Source organism: Kribbella sp. NPDC104218 (assembly GCF_055584105.1).
Genome location: NZ_JBVJMQ010000001.1, coordinates 1,169,409 through 1,184,401, shown reverse-complemented (window position 1 = coordinate 1,184,401; position 14,993 = coordinate 1,169,409). Strand labels below are relative to the sequence as shown.

General features: G+C 68.9%; 15 protein-coding genes. 12 read left to right on the top strand and 3 right to left on the bottom strand.

Annotation, left to right across the window (positions count from 1 at the left end; all coding sequences use genetic code 11):
* The first annotated feature begins 79 nt into the window (after nucleotides 1–79).
* From ACZ6ZD_RS05615 to ACZ6ZD_RS05590, 6 genes are all read left to right on the top strand, one after another.
* Nucleotides 80–1,867 carry an ABC transporter ATP-binding protein gene (locus ACZ6ZD_RS05615; RefSeq protein ID WP_465668660.1) on the top strand — a complete coding sequence of 596 codons (1,788 nt, stop codon included), beginning with the start codon at nucleotides 80–82 and terminating at the stop codon, nucleotides 1,865–1,867.
* Complete coding sequence (locus ACZ6ZD_RS05610) at nucleotides 1,864–3,606, top strand: ABC transporter ATP-binding protein (protein WP_465668658.1); 1,743 nt, start codon at nucleotides 1,864–1,866, stop codon at nucleotides 3,604–3,606. Before ACZ6ZD_RS05615 ends, ACZ6ZD_RS05610 begins: the two co-directional genes overlap by 4 nt.
* Before the next feature lie 93 nt (nucleotides 3,607–3,699).
* On the top strand, nucleotides 3,700–3,825 hold the full coding sequence (locus ACZ6ZD_RS05605) for a keywimysin-related RiPP (protein ID WP_465668656.1): 126 nt from the start codon (nucleotides 3,700–3,702) through the stop codon (nucleotides 3,823–3,825).
* A 74-nt stretch (nucleotides 3,826–3,899) separates the two neighbouring features.
* Nucleotides 3,900–5,516 (top strand): asparagine synthase-related protein, encoded by a 1,617-nt coding sequence (locus ACZ6ZD_RS05600; protein WP_465668654.1) that lies wholly within the window; start codon nucleotides 3,900–3,902, stop codon nucleotides 5,514–5,516.
* On the top strand, nucleotides 5,513–5,764 hold the full coding sequence (locus ACZ6ZD_RS05595; RefSeq protein WP_465668652.1) for a lasso peptide biosynthesis PqqD family chaperone: 252 nt from the start codon (nucleotides 5,513–5,515) through the stop codon (nucleotides 5,762–5,764). The genes ACZ6ZD_RS05600 and ACZ6ZD_RS05595 overlap by 4 nt, the downstream gene beginning before the upstream one ends.
* On the top strand, nucleotides 5,761–6,270 hold the full coding sequence (locus ACZ6ZD_RS05590) for a lasso peptide biosynthesis B2 protein (protein WP_465668650.1): 510 nt from the start codon (nucleotides 5,761–5,763) through the stop codon (nucleotides 6,268–6,270). The genes ACZ6ZD_RS05595 and ACZ6ZD_RS05590 overlap by 4 nt, the downstream gene beginning before the upstream one ends.
* On the opposite strand, the gene ACZ6ZD_RS05585 is transcribed toward ACZ6ZD_RS05590, so the two are convergent.
* A complete protein-coding gene (locus ACZ6ZD_RS05585; RefSeq protein WP_465668649.1) occupies nucleotides 6,166–6,666 on the bottom strand; it encodes a hypothetical protein in 501 nt (166 codons plus the stop codon). The genes ACZ6ZD_RS05590 and ACZ6ZD_RS05585 overlap by 105 nt on opposite strands.
* A gap of 50 nt (nucleotides 6,667–6,716) precedes the next feature.
* Nucleotides 6,717–8,336: a GMC oxidoreductase gene (locus ACZ6ZD_RS05580; RefSeq protein ID WP_465668647.1), complete on the bottom strand. Its 1,620-nt coding sequence runs from the start codon at nucleotides 8,334–8,336 to the stop codon at nucleotides 6,717–6,719.
* A 78-nt stretch (nucleotides 8,337–8,414) separates the two neighbouring features.
* Between ACZ6ZD_RS05580 and ACZ6ZD_RS05575 the strand changes: the two genes are divergently transcribed.
* From ACZ6ZD_RS05575 to ACZ6ZD_RS05560, 4 genes are all read left to right on the top strand, one after another.
* A complete protein-coding gene (locus ACZ6ZD_RS05575; protein ID WP_465668645.1) occupies nucleotides 8,415–9,416 on the top strand; it encodes an aldo/keto reductase in 1,002 nt (333 codons plus the stop codon).
* An 86-nt stretch (nucleotides 9,417–9,502) separates the two neighbouring features.
* Complete coding sequence (locus ACZ6ZD_RS05570) at nucleotides 9,503–10,105, top strand: TetR family transcriptional regulator (protein ID WP_465668643.1); 603 nt, start codon at nucleotides 9,503–9,505, stop codon at nucleotides 10,103–10,105.
* On the top strand, nucleotides 10,102–11,649 hold the full coding sequence (locus ACZ6ZD_RS05565; RefSeq protein ID WP_465668641.1) for an MFS transporter: 1,548 nt from the start codon (nucleotides 10,102–10,104) through the stop codon (nucleotides 11,647–11,649). The genes ACZ6ZD_RS05570 and ACZ6ZD_RS05565 overlap by 4 nt, the downstream gene beginning before the upstream one ends.
* A complete protein-coding gene (locus ACZ6ZD_RS05560; RefSeq protein ID WP_465668639.1) occupies nucleotides 11,646–11,945 on the top strand; it encodes a thiamine-binding protein in 300 nt (99 codons plus the stop codon). The genes ACZ6ZD_RS05565 and ACZ6ZD_RS05560 overlap by 4 nt, the downstream gene beginning before the upstream one ends.
* Here ACZ6ZD_RS05560 and ACZ6ZD_RS05555 read toward each other — a convergent pair.
* Complete coding sequence (locus tag ACZ6ZD_RS05555; RefSeq protein WP_465668637.1) at nucleotides 11,934–12,665, bottom strand: SDR family oxidoreductase; 732 nt, start codon at nucleotides 12,663–12,665, stop codon at nucleotides 11,934–11,936. The two genes, ACZ6ZD_RS05560 and ACZ6ZD_RS05555, sit on opposite strands and share 12 nt — an antisense overlap.
* Before the next feature lie 99 nt (nucleotides 12,666–12,764).
* Here ACZ6ZD_RS05555 and ACZ6ZD_RS05550 point away from each other — a divergent pair, with 99 nt between their 5' ends.
* Complete coding sequence (locus ACZ6ZD_RS05550; RefSeq protein WP_465668636.1) at nucleotides 12,765–13,631, top strand: helix-turn-helix transcriptional regulator; 867 nt, start codon at nucleotides 12,765–12,767, stop codon at nucleotides 13,629–13,631.
* Between the two features lie 64 nt (nucleotides 13,632–13,695).
* Entirely contained in the window at nucleotides 13,696–14,973 is a 1,278-nt protein-coding gene (locus ACZ6ZD_RS05545) for a ThuA domain-containing protein (protein WP_465668635.1), read from the top strand.
* Nucleotides 14,974–14,993 lie beyond the last annotated feature (20 nt).

The window sequence follows — 14,993 nt, the reverse complement described above, 5'->3', positions numbered from 1 at the left end:
ATTCCACGACCGACGACTGTTGCACACTGTCCAACAAGAAGTTAGGTTGACCTAAACATCGTGACGAGTGGGGTGCGGAATGGGAGAGCGGAGCGGGTTGGCTCAGGTGGCCGACCTGGTTCGGCTGGCGCCGGCGATCCGGCGGCGGCTGGGGAGGGCGTTGTGGATCGCGGTGCTCGGCAGTGTCAGCGGGGTCGCCGGGTTCGTCTGCGTGGCCTTCGCCGTCGGATCGCTGGTCGGTCCCGATCCCGAGCTGGGGCCGGTGTGGTGGTGGTCGGCCGGAGCGCTGGCCGGGCTGGCGGGCGGGTTCGTCCTCCGGCTGACGGCCGACCACCTGGCCCACGAGGCCAGCTTCGAGTTCGAGGTGGTGCTGCGCCGGCGGATCGCCGACGCGCTGGCCCGGATGCCGCTGGGGGCGGTGCAACGACTCGGTTCGGGGCGGATCAAGAAGATCATGCAGGACGACGTCCGCGCGCTGCACAACGTCGTCGCGGACGCGTTGCCGTTCCTCGGTTCGGGAATCGCGCAGCCGATCGCGGCTTTGGTTGCCCTGGGCATCGTGTCCTGGAAGCTGCTGATCGTCGTGTTGCTGATGGCCCCGATCGCGATGATCTGTATGTCGCTGATGGCGAAGGACTACAGCGTTCAGCGGGACCGCTACAACCAGGCCAACGAGGACGTGAACGCGGCGCTGGTCGAATTCGTCCAGGGGATGCCGGTGGTGCGCACGTTCGACGACGGCGGGGTGTCGTTCCGCCGGTTCTCCGATCGGGTGAACGTCTTCACCGAAGCGGTCGCGGCCTGGTCGGCGACGTCCCGTTCGTCCGGTCTGCTGACGCACCTGTTCATCGTCCCGTTGCCGACGCTGCTGCTGGTCGCGGCGGCCGGCGTACCGATGCTCTCCGCGGGCTGGGTCTCGGTGCCGGAGCTGATGGTCGCGTTGCTGATCGGCGCGATGCCGATCGAAGCGGTTGCGCCGCTGATGCATTTGACCAACTACATCAACGATTCCAAGGCGGGTGCGGTCCGGCTGCAGGAGCTGTTGGCCGTGCCTGAGCTGCCGGAGCCGGTCGCGCCGCGACTGCCGGCGGACTCTTCGATCCGCTTCGCGGACGTGAGTTTCGGGTACGACGGCGATCGGCTCGTGCTCGACGGCATCGATCTGGACATCCCGGCTGGGACGGTCTGCGCGCTCGTCGGTCCTTCGGGTGGCGGGAAGTCCACGGTCGCTCGGCTGATTCCGCGCTTCTACGACGTCCAGAGCGGTTCGGTCCAGGTCGGCGGCGTCGACGTCCGGGAGATCAGCTCGCCGGTGCTGCTGCAGCAGGTCGCGCTGGTCTTCCAGGATCCGTTCCTGGTGCAGGGCACGATCGCGGAGAACATCCGGCTGGCGAAGCCGGCGGCGACGGACCTCGAAGTACAAGAAGCGGCCGAGGCTGCCGCGGCGCACGACTTCATCGTCGGCGAACTGCCGGGCGGGTACGCGACGCAGGTCGGCGAACGGGGTGGCCGGCTGTCCGGTGGCCAACGGCAACGAATCACGATCGCGCGGGCGATTCTGTCCGGTGCGCCGATCGTCGTCCTCGACGAGGCCACGGCGTTCGCGGACCCGGAGAACGAGGTCTTGATCCAGAACGCCATCGCGCGGCTGACCGCGGGCCGGACCGTGCTGATCATCGCGCACCGGCTGGCCACGATCGTCGACGTCGACCAGATCGTCGTGATCGACGAGGGTCGGATCGCCGAGCGCGGCAAGCATTCCGAGCTGGTCGCGGCCGGCGGCCGGTACGCCGCGCTGTGGGCTCGGCACGAAGAGGCAGCGCGCTGGGGGCTGTCGGGGACGAAGGCCGAGGAGGTCGTTCGATGAGACGAATACTGCGGCTGATGTTCATTGCCGCCGGCCCCTATACGGCCGAGTATCGGCGGACGTTGCGGTACTCCATCGCGGCGACGATCGTCCAGGCGGCGGCGTACGCGGTCTTCATTCCGTTGCTCGCGGCGCTGGCAGCCGATCCGGTCCAGAGTCGGCGGGCCTGGGAGTGGGTGCTCGTGCTCACCGGGTTGGTCGTCGTGGAGGGTTTCCTGCGGGTGCGGGAGATGGCGTTCAGTTTCGACACCTGGCCGTATGTGACCCAGTCGACGCGGCTCCGGCTGGGCGAGCGGCTGCGCGCGATGCCGCAACAGGAGCTTGGACGCCGTGCGGCCGGCGATCTAACCACCGTCGTCGGTAGCAACGCAACCAGCGCTGCGACGGCGATCTCGACCATGTCGACGCTGTTCATCCGGGTGGTCACTGTCCCGGCGGTGCTCGCGGTGGTCATCTTCGCGGTCGACTGGCGCTTCGGCGTCGTACTCGCGATCGCAGTAGTGGCGGCGGTTCCGTTGGTGCGGCGGATCCAGCGGCTGTCGAACCGCGGCTTCCGGGCAGTCGACCAGGCCGACGCGGCCGCGGCGGATCGGATCGTCGAGTACGTGCAGGGGTTGCCGGTGCTCAAGGCAACTGGACAGGCGGGTGCGGACTCGCCACGGCTCGTCGAGGTGTTGAAGCACCAGCAGCACACGCAGTCCACGGCAAACCGGTCGGCGACGGCGCCGGTGGCCGGCGTACAACTCCTGGTCCAGCTGGCGATCGTCGCGCTCGTGGTCCTCGGCGCCGCGCTGGTCGTCGATGCGCAGCTGTCGCTGGCCTTGGTGGTGGCGGTGGTGATCGCCGCGGCCCGGTTCGCGGAGCCGCTCGCGATGGCGGCGGTGATGGTCAAGCTGTTCGAGATGTCGGAGGCCGCGCTCAGCCGGGTCGGCGACCTGCTCGCCGCCGAGCCGATGCCGGTCCGGCCGGGCGGTACGACGCCAACGGCGTACGACATCACTTTCGAGAACGTGACGTTCGGCTACGACGGCCAGGAGCCGTTGCTGCGCGGGCTCGACCTCGTCATCCCCGAACGCAGCCTGACCGCGCTGGTCGGGCCGTCGGGCTCGGGCAAGACCACCATCACCAAACTGATCACCCGCTTCGCCGACCCGCAGGAGGGAGCGGTTCGGCTCGGCGGTGTGGATCTGACGACCCTGGAGCCGACCGAGTTGCTCCGGCACGTCGCGGTCGTCTTCCAGGACGTCTACCTGTTCGACGACACCATCCGCGCCAACATCGCCATGGGCCGCCCCGACGCCACGGACGCCGAGATCGAGCAAGCCGCCGTCGCCGCCAACGTCCACACCTTCGTCGACCGCCTGCCGCACGGCTACGACACCCGCGTCGGCGAGATCGGCTCCGCCCTGTCCGGCGGCGAACGGCAACGCATCTCCATCGCCCGCGCCATCCTCAAGGACGCCCCCGTCGTCCTCCTCGACGAACCCACCGCCGCCCTCGACACCGAGTCCGAGGTCGTCGTCCAGCAAGCCATCGACCACCTCGTCCAAGGCAAGACCGTCGTAGTCATCGCCCACCGCCTCTCCACCGTCGTCCGCGCCGACCAGATCGTCGTCCTCGAGAACGGCGCCATCACCCAACAAGGCCCCCACCCCGACCTCCTCGCCGACCCCACCGGCCGCTACGCCCACCTGTGGCAAGCCCAACTATCAGCCCGCACCTGGCACGTCCCCACCTGACAATCCTTTCGACCCCCATCGAAAGGCCCTTCGCAGATCTCCACCCGCGAGGTACAACGAGCCCGTCATATCCGCGGAGATGTGGAGATCCCCATGCGCGAAGAAACCGAGAAGAAGCAGTACGAGCGCCCCACCCTCACCCGCCAAGGCGACTTCCGGCAGGTGACTGCCGGCGGCCGCGGCAAGTACCGCGAGTCGATCGCGCAGCTGAGGCTCTGACGCTGCGCCCCAAAGCCGATCGGCAGTCCGTCCGGGAGACCGGGCGGGCTGCTCCGGCGCGCTCGTGGTTCGTCGTGCTGCCGGATGTGGAGGCGGCGCGGACCGTGGCCGACCGGGTTCGGGGCGTCGCGGAGCGGGTCGTCAGCTACCCGTCCGGGCGGCCGTTCGTCCTCGGGTGCTGGACCGATTCTGTTGAGCGTGGAGCGCAGGTCGAGATCGGCGAGATCGGGCTCAGCGCACACGTGGTGGAATCCGTCGGTCAGCAGGTGCAGGTTCGCGGTACGGCGTCCGGGCTGCGGCGGGTGTTTCATGCCCGCGTGGACGGAGTCGGCGTCGTGTCGGATCGTGCGGATGTGCTGGCAGAACTTCTGGGCGCCGTTCCGGACCCGGCCGGGCTGGCGGTGCGGTTGTTGTGGCCGAGTGCGCCGCCGCCGCTGACGTGGCGTTCCGTGTGGTCGGGAGTGACTGCGGTCGCTCCCGGGCACTGGGTAGAACTGGGTTCGGGTCGGGTCGAGCGGTGGTGGACGCCGCCGGCGCCCGAACTCCCCCTGGCGGAGGCTGCCGCCGGATTGCGTGCGGCGCTGGAGACCGCCGTCCGGAATCGCCAGCTGGGTCGACGGAAGGTGGCGAGTGATCTCAGCGGGCTGGACTCGAGCTCGCTGTTCGGGATCGCGGCGCGTGGCGGGCCGGTCGTCGGGCTGACTGTCGAGGGCCACGATCCGATGGACGGCGATGCCGCCGCCGCGAGATACCTGGCGGACAGCTTCGGAGCGGACCATGACGTGCTCTCGGCCGCGCCGCTGCCGTTCCAGGGGATGGCGCCTGGTCCGTTCGACGAGCCGACGTCGATCTTGTTGTACCGAGGGCTGCTCGAGTCGGTGAGCGCGCGGGCGATCCGGCACGAGGCCGAGCTGCGTTTCGCCGGGCACGGAGCCGACGAGATGCTGTTGCCGCCACCGGCTTGGTTGACGGACCTGGTTCGGCGGAGTCCGGTTCGCGCCGCTCGGCTCGCGCGCCAGATCCAGGCGAAGTATCGGTTGTCAGCCGGTGCGCTCGCGAGTGTGCTGGCCGATCGGACGACGTACGCCGCCTGGTTCGCGACCAGCTTGGATCGTCCGCCGGGCGGGCAACAGGAGTTGCTGACGTGGGGCAATCCGCTGCAGTTGCCCGAGTGGCTGACGGCTGATGCCAAGGCTCTTGCGCGGGCGGCGTTCGGCGAAGAAGTCGAACCACTGGCCCCGACGCGCGGAATCCATGCGACGCTCGAATCGGTGCATGTCGGAGCGGCCGCCGCGCGGCATGTGGCGCAGCAGGGCGAGGCGGACGGCGTGCCGGTCGCACTGCCCTTTCTGGATGACGGCGTGCTGGAGGCCTGCCTCGCGGTGCGGCCTGAGGAAGTGCTTGACCCGCGCCGGTACAAGCCGTTGCTGACAACGGCGATGGCGGGTGCGTTGCCGGAGCGAACCTTGCAGCGGGCCGACAAGGGCGAGACCTCGATGGCGGTCGCCAACGGCTGGAGCAAGCACCGCGGCGAACTCCTTGCGCTGCTCGACGACTCCGAGCTCGGGCGGCTGGGGCTGGTGGATGTGGCCGCCGTCCGGCGGATCTGCCAGGGACCGCATCACGAAGCGACCTGTGCCCCGGTGGAACGGGTACTCGAAATCGAAGGCTGGCTGAAAGGACTGCGATGAAGCTGAAGCCCGAGGTGACTATGGTCGAGACGGACTACGGCTGGGTGTTGCTGGATGAAGCGGCCGGCGGGTTCTTCAGCCTCAACCCGTCTGGTGTGTTGGCGGTGCGGGCAATGCTCGACGGTGGGGGCGCCGACGAGGCGGTCGCGGCGATCACTGACGAGTACGCCGTGGACGCCGCCACCGCACGCGCTGATGTCGACGAGCTGATTCATGAGCTCCAGCAGGCGAAACTGGTTGTTCGATGAGTGTTACGGGCGCCATCACCTTTGATCCGAAGTCGGTTTCGTGGCGGTGGCGGGTGGGGGTTTGGTGTGTGGTGCCGGTGGCTCGGGTTTTGGTTAGGCGGTCGCCGGAGGGGTTGCGGGGGATGATGGAGCGGTTGGCGCGGGGGGCTCGGCCGGCTGAGGTGGGGTTGGTTGAGCAGGCGCGGGCTGCGGTTGTTGCGGTGAGCATGCAGTGTTCGGGGCCGCAGGGGTGTTTGCCGCGGTCGGTTGCGGTGGCGTTGTTGTGCCGGGTGCGGGGGCAGTGGCCGGTTTGGTGTGTGGGGGTGCGGAAGCATCCGCCGTTCGGGGCGCATGCGTGGGTGGAGGCCGGCGGGAAGCCTGTCGGCGAGCCGCATCCGGAGGGGTATTACGCGGTGCTGGTGTCAGTGGAACCAGGAGCGGGGGAGGGGGCCGCGGTGCAGGATGTGGGGGATGTCGGCCCAGGGGTAGAGCGGTTCGGTGGGGGTGAGGGTTCGGAGGCGGTGTAGGGCTTTCGGGGAGGGCTCGGTGAGGGTGGCGACGGTTTCGGGGGAGTAGGGGAGGAAGTCCTCGGGGGGCTGGGGGCCGGCGTTGTGGCGTTTGAGGAGGATGCAGGTGGTGGCGGGGTCGAGGAGGGCGGCGTCCAGGGTCCAGTAGGCGGGGACGACGGCGGGGATGCGGCCGGATTCGTGCAGGGCCTGGAAGATCGGCGCGGGGTGGACCGGGGAGAGGAAGACGACGTCGGCCCAGGTGCAGTTCAGGGGGTGGACCGGGTAGGTGGGGTGGGTGCCGTACTTGGCGAGTTCGCGTTCGTACAGGTCGGGGTGGTCGGCGCGGAGGTGGTTGAGGGGCAGGAGGTGAGTGCCGCGGAGATCGTCGATGGCGGCTCGGTAGAGAACGGGCATACGCGAAAGCCTCCGCGCGCACGGACGGCGGCGGAGGCTTTGCACTGATTCTATCGGCGGTTGAGGTCTTTGGGGAGGATGTGGGCGATGTTGCGTTCGGCGAGGGCGGTGATGGTGACGAAGGGGTTGACGCCGAGGGTGCCGGGGATGAGGGCGCTGTCGGTGATGTAGAGGTTGGGGTGGTTGCGGACGCGGCCGTAGGGGTCGGTGGCTTTGCCGAGGAGGGCGCCGCCGAGGGGGTGGTAGCAGAAGTCGGCGGCGAAGGGGCGGTTGCCGGTGAAGAGGTCGCGGCGGTACGTCGTCCCGATCGCTTTGTTGAGCTTGTCGAAGAGGTACTGGGCGGAGCGGATCGAGGGGGTGCTCTGGGCGGCGGACCAGTGCAGGTCGGCGCGGTCGGTGGCGTGGTTGTAGGTGAAGTGGCCGCGTTCGGGGTTGACGGTGATCGCGAGGTAGAGGCTGGCCCAGGTCTCGAGGCCGACCGGGAGCGGGGCGATCTCGGCGAAGGCGGGGTACTTGGGGTGTCGCCAGTTGTCGATGGCAAGGGTCGGGATGGTCGACTGCAGGGTGCCGGTCGGGTCCCAGAGGTGATTGGCGCGCGCGGTCATCACGTTGCCGTTGGTGCCCCAGCCGCGGCCGATCGCCGCCGGGAGGTCGGGCAGGGTGCCGGTTTCCCTTGCCCGGAGCAACAGTTCGGTGGTGCCGACGCTGCCGGCGCCCAGGAACAGGTACCGGCAGGCGAGCTCGCTCCGGCGGATGACCTTGCCCCAGGCATCGATCTGTTCGAGCCCGACCAGATATCCCTTGCCGTGGCGGCGGATCGTGGTCACTCGGGTCAACGTGCGGATGGTGACGTTGCCGGTGCCGAGGGCATCGGCCAGGTAGGTCTTGTCCAGTGACAGCTTGCCGTGGTTGTTGCCGTAGATGACCTCGCCGGCCAGCGCCGAACGCGGGACCTGCTTCTTCTCCTCGCGGCGCAGGTAGTTGAAGTCGTAGACGTTCGGTACGACGCTCGTCCGGAAGCCGGCCTGGTGCGCCTGCCGCCGGGAGACTCGCGCGTACTTGTAGACCGGCGTCTGCTCCAGGTAGCGCGGATCGATCGTGTTCACGCCGAGCATCCGCCGCGCCAGCGGGAAGTACCGCCGGTACATCGCGTCGGCGTCCACCTGCGGCAGGACCTTCTCGAAGTACGCGCGGTCGGGCGTCGGCGCCATCCCGCCGTTCACCAGCGAACCGCCGCCGACGCCGCGTCCGACGTACACGCCCATGTTCGGGAAGTCGATCCGGTCCAGGACGCCGGCGTACGGGCGGCCGAGGTCGCGGTTGACGACGTCCAGCCAGAGGAAGGTGTCGAGGGGCGCCGCGGTCCGGCGGTGGAACCACATCGAACGGCGATCGGGATTCAGGGTCGAGCAGAAGACCTTGCCGTCTTGGCCGGCGGTGTTCCAGAGCTGGCCCATCTCGATCATGGTGGTCTTGACCCCGGCGGCGCCCAGGCGCAGCGCGGTGACGGCGGCGCCGTACCCGGTGCCGACGACGAGGGCGGGGACGTACGGCGTCGCGGCCTCGGCCGGGCCGATGCGGGTGAGGCCGGTCGCGGCGGCCGCGGTGAGGGCGGTCAGGCCGGCGAAGCGGCGACGAGTCATTGCGGACGGAATGGTCTCGAAAGTCACCTGACGCACCGTAGTTGACCAATTACCCGCGCGCAGCGGCCCCGGCATGTCGCCCTGCGCGCGGCTAGCGTGCCCGTCATGGACAAGCGCTTTCTCGGCCGGACCGGCCTGCAGGTCAGTGAGCTCTGCCTCGGCACGATGACGTTCGGGCCGGGGACCGACGAATCGACGGCGCACCGCATCCTGGACGAGTTCGTCGCCGCGGGCGGCACCTTCGTCGATACCGCCGACACCTACTCCGGCGGCGTCTCCGAGGAGATCATCGGCAGCTGGCTGCAACGCCAGAACCGGGACGACCTGGTGATCGCGACCAAGGTGTACGGCGAGGCCGGGCCCGGCCTGCCCGTCCGCGGCGCGGGCCGCAAACACATCCTGGCCGGGGTCGACGCCAGCCTGCGCCGGCTGCGCACCGACTTCATCGACCTCTACCAGATCCACGTCTGGGACGACGCGACGCCGCTGGAGGAGACGCTGTCGACGCTGGATGCGCTCGTCAGCAGTGGAAAGGTCCGCTTCATCGGCGCCAGCAACCTGGCCGGTTGGCAGCTCCAGAAGGCGATCGACCTGTCGAACCACCGCGGCTGGGAGCCGTACGTCAGCCTGCAGCCGCTCTACAACCTCCTCGACCGGGACGCCGAACTCGACCTCATCCCCGTCGCGCAGAACGAAGGCGTCGGCGTGATCGCCTGGAGCCCGCTGGCCGGCGGCTGGTTGTCGGGCAAGTACAGCAAGGACGCCGGTGGCCCGCCCGCGGGCAGTCGGAGCAGCCAGGCCGACTGGGATGCGCACGACAACGACCGGACCTGGCGAGTGCTCGACGTACTGCGAACCGTCGCGGCGGAGATCGGGAAGACGCCGGCTCAGGTCGCGCTGCGCTGGGTGCTGCAGCGGCCCGGACTGACGGCGCCGATCATCGGCGCCCGGACGCCGGAGCAGCTCGCCGACAACCTCGGCGCGGTCGGCTGGGAGCTCGACGCGGAGCAGCTGCGGCGGTTGACCGAGGCCGGCGACGGACCGCTGCCGTACCCGCACAACATCCTCGCGATGCCGCAGTTCGTCCGGCGCCCGAACGGACGGTAGCCGCTGTCTGTCTCTTCGTGCAGGGCTGCAAAATTGCACTCATAATTAATTTGCAGTGAGTGCAAAAATCTGCCTACTCTGGTCGGGTGACACAGGGCGAGGGTGGGCTACGGGAGCGGAAGAAGCTCCAGACCAGGGCGGCGCTGACGGAGGCCGCCCTGCGGCTGGCGTTCGCGAAGGGCGCGGACAACGTCACGGTCGAGGAGATCGCCGCGGCGGCGGACGTGTCGGTGCGGACCTTCTTCAACTACTTCCCGCACAAGGAGTACGCGATCCTCGGGCGGAATCCGGCCCATCTGGAGCGCGCGCTCGAGCTGATCGCGAGCGCGCCGGCCGAGCAGTCGCCGATGACGACGATGCGGCAGATCGTGCACGAGGTGCTGCGGGAGCTGATCAGCGAGGGTGAGCTGTCCCGCCGCGGCGAGCTGATCATGGGCTCGCCCAGCCTGCTGTACCACCTGATGCTCTCGAGTATGGACGACGAGCGTCAGCTGTCCGAGGCGCTGACCGAGCGGATCGGGGATCCGCTCCGGGCCCGGCTGGTGGTCACCAGCGCCGGCGCCGCCTGCCGGATCGCCATCGAGCTGCACAAGGACACCCCGGACACCGCGCCCGCCGACCTCGTCGACGCCGCCCTGCAACTACTTGCCCAGGGCATCGACCCTGACTATCAGAAAGGTCACTCATGACGACCACCTCGGCCGAGGGGACCGGTTCGGTCGCGGCGCTGACGCCGCGGCAGACCGTGCAGGCCATGTCCGGTCTGATGATGGGACTGTTCGTCGCCATCCTGGCCGGCACCGTGGTGTCGACCGCGCTGCCGCGGATCATCAGCGATCTGCAGGCGAGCCAGTCGTCGTACACCTGGGTCGTGACGGTGGAGCTGCTCGCGATGACGGCGACCGTGCCGTTGTGGGGAAAGCTCGCCGACCTCTACAACAACAAGCTGCTCGTCCAGCTCTCGCTCGGCTTCTTCGTGGTCGGCTCGCTGGTGGCCGGGTTCGCGCCGAATATCGAGGTGCTGCTCGGTAGCCGGATCCTGCAGGGGCTGGGCGGCGGCGGTCTGACCGCGCTCGTGCAGATCGTGATGGCCGCGATCATCCCGCCGCGGGAGCTCGGCCGCTACTCCGGCATCTTCGGCGCGGTCTTCGCGTCGGCGACCGTCGGCGGTCCGCTGCTCGGCGGCTTCCTGGTCGACTCGCCGCTGGGTTGGCGAGCCTGCTTCCTGGTCGGCGTCCCGTTCGTCCTGGTCGCGATCTTCCTGCTGCAGCGCACGCTGCACCTGCCAACCGTCCGGCGCGAGGTGAAGATCGACTGGTGGGGCGCCTTCCTGATCACCGCCGGGGTCAGCACGCTGCTGGTCTGGACGTCGTTCGCCGGTAAGAAGTACGACTGGGTCTCGGGCTGGAGCTTCCTGCTCGTCGGCGTCGCCGTCCTCGCGCTGGTCGCCGCCGTGTTCGTCGAGCGCCGGCACCCGGAGCCGATCATCCCGCTGGACCTGTTCCGCAACCGCACGGTCACCCTGGCGATCGTCGCCAGCGCGCTCGTCGGTGTCGCGATGTTCGGCGGCTCGGTGTTCCTCGCGCAGTACTTCCAGATCGCGCAGGGCTACTCGCCGACCGCGGCCGGGCTGATGGGGCTGCCGCTGATCATCGGCATGATGGGCGCCTCGACGGTGGCCGGTGGCCTGATCACGAAGTACGGCAAGTGGAAGATCTACCTGGTCATCGGCAGCGTGCTGCTCCCGATCGGCCTCGGCCTGTTCGGCACGATCGACGCGCACACGTCCAAGTACCTGCTCTGGGCCTTCATGCTCGTCCTGGGTATCGGCATCGGTCTCGTCATGCAGAACCTGGTGCTCGCCGCGCAGAACGACGTCCCGGCCCGTGAGCTCGGCGCCGCCACCTCCGCGGTCAGCTTCTTCCGCTCGATGGGCGGCACCATCGGCGTCAGCGTCCTCGGCGCCATCCTCGCCAACCGCGTCGTCGAAGAACTCGGCGGCGCCGGCGGCGCCGGCGAGGGCGCCGTCCCCAACCTCGCCGAACTCCCGCCCGCGGCCCGCGCCGCCGTCGAGAACGCCTACGGCGTCGCCACCGCGGAGCTCTTCATGCTCTCCGTCCCCTTCGCCGTCCTCGCCCTCGTCGCCGTCCTCTTCATCAAGGAGAAACCCCTCCTCACCACCACCGCCACCGAGCGCCTCGCCACCGAGGAGACTGACAAACTGGACGCATGATCGTCGCATTCAGCATCAGCCCGTTGTCAGGTGACGAGACCGGAGGCGTGAGCGAAGCGGTGGCCGCGGCCGTCCGCGTCGTTCGCGCCTCCGGCCTTCCCAACGAGACCAACGCCATGTTCACCAACATCGAAGGCGAGTGGGACGAGGTGATGGCGGTGGTGAAGGAGGCCGTCGAGGTGGTGGCGGCAGTCTCGCCGCGGGTCAGCCTGGTGCTGAAGGCGGATATCCGGCCGGGGTTCACGGGCCAGCTGACCGCGAAGGTGGAGCGGATCGAGCAGGCGTTAGCCGAGTGAGTTGAGGGCGGCTAGGGCGGCGGGGTGGCGGTTCTCGCGTTCGGCGGCGCGGAGGAAGTGGACTCGGTCGACGAGGATCTCGTCGGCTTCGGGGTGTTGTTGGAGCAGGGCGATGGACTCGTCGGCGTAGTCGGCGAGGGGCATCCAGGTGGGGTCGGGGGCGGCGCCGTTCAGGAGGTTGGTCTGGACGGCGGGCGGGACGAGTTCGATGACCTGGATGCCGGTGCCGGCGAGCTGGAGGCGCAGGCTCTGGGTGTAGCTGTGGACGGCGGCCTTGGTGGCGTTGTAGGTCGGGGTGATCGCCAGCGGGACGAAGGCGAGGCCGGAGGAGACCGTGACGATGGCGGCGTCCGGGCGGGTGCGGAGCTGCGGGGTGAAGGCGGCGATCGCGCGGATGGTGCCGAGCAGGTTGATCGTGACGGTTTCCTCGGCGGTGGCCAGGTCGGGGGCGCGCAGGTCCTCGTCGCGCATGATGCCGGCCATCGTGACGAGGACGTTCACCTCGGGGAAGCGGGCCGGGAGAGCTTCCAGCGCGGCCGGGTCGGCGACGTCCAGGACGACGCCCTGGATGCCGTCCTCGGCGGCGATCCGGTCGAGCAGCTCCTTGCGGCGGCCGCTGATGATCACGGTGTTGCCGAGGTCGCGGAAGCGGCGGGCCAGTTCGAGGCCGATCCCCGAGGTGCCGCCGGTCATGAAGATCGTGTTGCCAGTCGTTTTCATGGCTCCAGCCTCGAACCGGATGCCGTCGGCAACCAGGCTCGGTGCAGCCACTGCTCGGCAGGCAGTGGATAACTCCGGCCGGGCGAGCACACTGGAGACATGGAGTACGCCGACCTGTCCGATTTCCTCCGCAAACGCCGCGAAGCCCTGCAGCCCGAGGACGTTGGCATGCCACGCGGACGCCGCCGCCGGACGCCGGGTCTGCGGCGTGAGGAGGTCGCCGTCCTGGCCTCGATGTCGACCGACTACTACAGCCGGCTCGAGGGCGGCCGCGGCCCGCAGCCGTCGGTCGACATGCTCGGCTCGATCGCCCGCGCGCTCCGGCTGACGATGGAGGAGCGCGACTACCTCTTCGTCCTCGCCGGGCACGGTACGCCGCCGCGGACGACGCGCGCCTGTCACGTCGACCCCGGCATGCTCCGGATCATGGACCGGCTGCAGGACACCCCGGCGCTGCTGATCAACCGCTGCGGCGAGACCCTCGCGCAGACGCCGGCGCATGTCGCGCTGGCCGGTGAGCAGACCAACTTCGAGGGCATGGAGCGCAGCGAGGTCTACCGCTGGTTCGCCCACCCGGAGACCCGGCTCCTCTACCAGGACGCCGAGGCCGACCGGCACAGCCGGCTGCTCGTTTCGCTGCTGCGGATGACCGCGACCGCCGACGGCCCCAAGTCGTACGCCGCCGTCCTCGTCCGCGAGTTGCGCAAGCTGAGCCCAGAGTTCGGCGCGATCTGGGACCTGCACGAGGTGGTGCCCGCGCACAGCCGGACGAAGCACTTCCAGCACGCCGTCGTCGGCGACCTGGACCTGTACTGCGAGGTGATCGACAACCGGGACCAGCAGCAGACCCTGGTCGTGTTCACCGCCGAGCCGGGCAGCGAGAGCGCGGAGAAGCTGCGGTTGCTCGGCGTTTTGGGGAGCCAGGCGATGAGCTCTGGACAGGACTTTCGCCGGGAGTTAATTTAAGTCCCGAAGTCCGGAAAGCCCATTCCCGGACTTCGGACCCCGCCCCCGCGGAAAGGACCGCCCCATGCCTTCCGATCGCTTACGCCTGCCCGCGTTGCTGCTCGCGATCCTCGCCATCGTCGTCGGCCTGACCTCGGCCGCGACCGCGAAAGTTCAAGCGACCTTCAACGTGCTCGCCTTCTACAGCGGGAACACCCAGGACGCCGCGCACAACGACTGGGTGAAGGAGGCCAACGAGCGGTTCCCGCAGTTCGGCGCGCAGAACGGTTTCACCTACACCGCGACCAACGACTGGAGCCGGCTGAACAACCTGCAGGCCTCGCAGTACCAGGTCGTGATGTTCCTGGACAACACGGTGTGGGTCCAGTCGCAGCGCGCGGGTTTCCAGCGCTACATGGAGAACGGCGGCGCTTTCTTCGGCTGGCACGTCACCAACTACAACGACGCCAACCAGGGCTGGCCGTGGTTCAACAACACGCTGCTCGGCACCGGCCGCTTCGTGTCCAACACCTGGTTCCCGTCGCCGGTGACGTTGCGGACCGAGAACCGGTCGCACCCGTCGCTGGTGAACACCGGCGCGACGTTCCGCTCCGCGACCAGTGAGTGGTACAGCTGGCAGTACGACCTGCGGCAGAACCCGAACATCCAGGTCCTCGCCTCGATCGACCCGTCGAGCTTCCCGGTCGGCAACCAGCAGGGGAACATCTGGACGTCGGGCTACTACCCGATCATCTGGGCCAACAAGAACTTCAAGATGATCTACGCGAACTTCGGCCACAACGCGATGAACTACCAGACCAACACCCGGACGTCGTCCACCTTCGACAGCCCCGCGCAGAACCAGTTCGTGATGGACGCGCTGAAGTGGCTCGGCGGTGGCGGCGGCACGGTCCCGCCGGTCGAGCAGCCGACGCCGAACGCCTGGTACTCGGTCGCGAACAAGGCCAACGGCAAGTGCGTCGACGCCCGCGCCGCCGGTACGACGAACGGCACGGTCGTCCAGCAGTACAGCTGCAACTCGACGACCGCGCAGCACTTCCAGTTCCAGCCGACGTCGGACGGTTTCAACCGGGTCAACAACCGCAACGACGCCACCAAGGCGATCGACGTGGCCGGCGTCGCGACGAACGACAACGCGGGTCTGCAGCTGTGGACGTACAGCAACGGCGGCAACCAGCAGTGGCAGGCGGTCTCCGAAGGCGGCGGCTACTTCCACTTCGTCGTCCGGCACACCAGCAAGTGCCTGACCGTCCCCGGCGGCTCGACCGCTGACCAAACCCAGCTAGTCCAATCCACCTGTAATGGCAGCGCGGCCCAGTCGTTCAAGCTGACGGCGGCCTGACACCTGCGTAGATTGCGGCC

Coding starts and splice junctions, on each gene's coding strand:
- ACZ6ZD_RS05615 (WP_465668660.1), top strand. CDS start 80: ATGGGAGAGCGGAGCGGGTTGGCTCAGGTGGCCGACCTGGTTCGGCTG.
- ACZ6ZD_RS05610 (WP_465668658.1), top strand. CDS start 1,864: ATGAGACGAATACTGCGGCTGATGTTCATTGCCGCCGGCCCCTATACG.
- ACZ6ZD_RS05605 (WP_465668656.1), top strand. CDS start 3,700: ATGCGCGAAGAAACCGAGAAGAAGCAGTACGAGCGCCCCACCCTCACC.
- ACZ6ZD_RS05595 (WP_465668652.1), top strand. CDS start 5,513: ATGAAGCTGAAGCCCGAGGTGACTATGGTCGAGACGGACTACGGCTGG.
- ACZ6ZD_RS05590 (WP_465668650.1), top strand. CDS start 5,761: ATGAGTGTTACGGGCGCCATCACCTTTGATCCGAAGTCGGTTTCGTGG.
- ACZ6ZD_RS05585 (WP_465668649.1), bottom strand. CDS start 6,666: ATGCCCGTTCTCTACCGAGCCGCCATCGACGATCTCCGCGGCACTCAC.
- ACZ6ZD_RS05575 (WP_465668645.1), top strand. CDS start 8,415: ATGGACAAGCGCTTTCTCGGCCGGACCGGCCTGCAGGTCAGTGAGCTC.
- ACZ6ZD_RS05565 (WP_465668641.1), top strand. CDS start 10,102: ATGACGACCACCTCGGCCGAGGGGACCGGTTCGGTCGCGGCGCTGACG.
- ACZ6ZD_RS05560 (WP_465668639.1), top strand. CDS start 11,646: ATGATCGTCGCATTCAGCATCAGCCCGTTGTCAGGTGACGAGACCGGA.
- ACZ6ZD_RS05555 (WP_465668637.1), bottom strand. CDS start 12,665: ATGAAAACGACTGGCAACACGATCTTCATGACCGGCGGCACCTCGGGG.
- ACZ6ZD_RS05550 (WP_465668636.1), top strand. CDS start 12,765: ATGGAGTACGCCGACCTGTCCGATTTCCTCCGCAAACGCCGCGAAGCC.
- ACZ6ZD_RS05545 (WP_465668635.1), top strand. CDS start 13,696: ATGCCTTCCGATCGCTTACGCCTGCCCGCGTTGCTGCTCGCGATCCTC.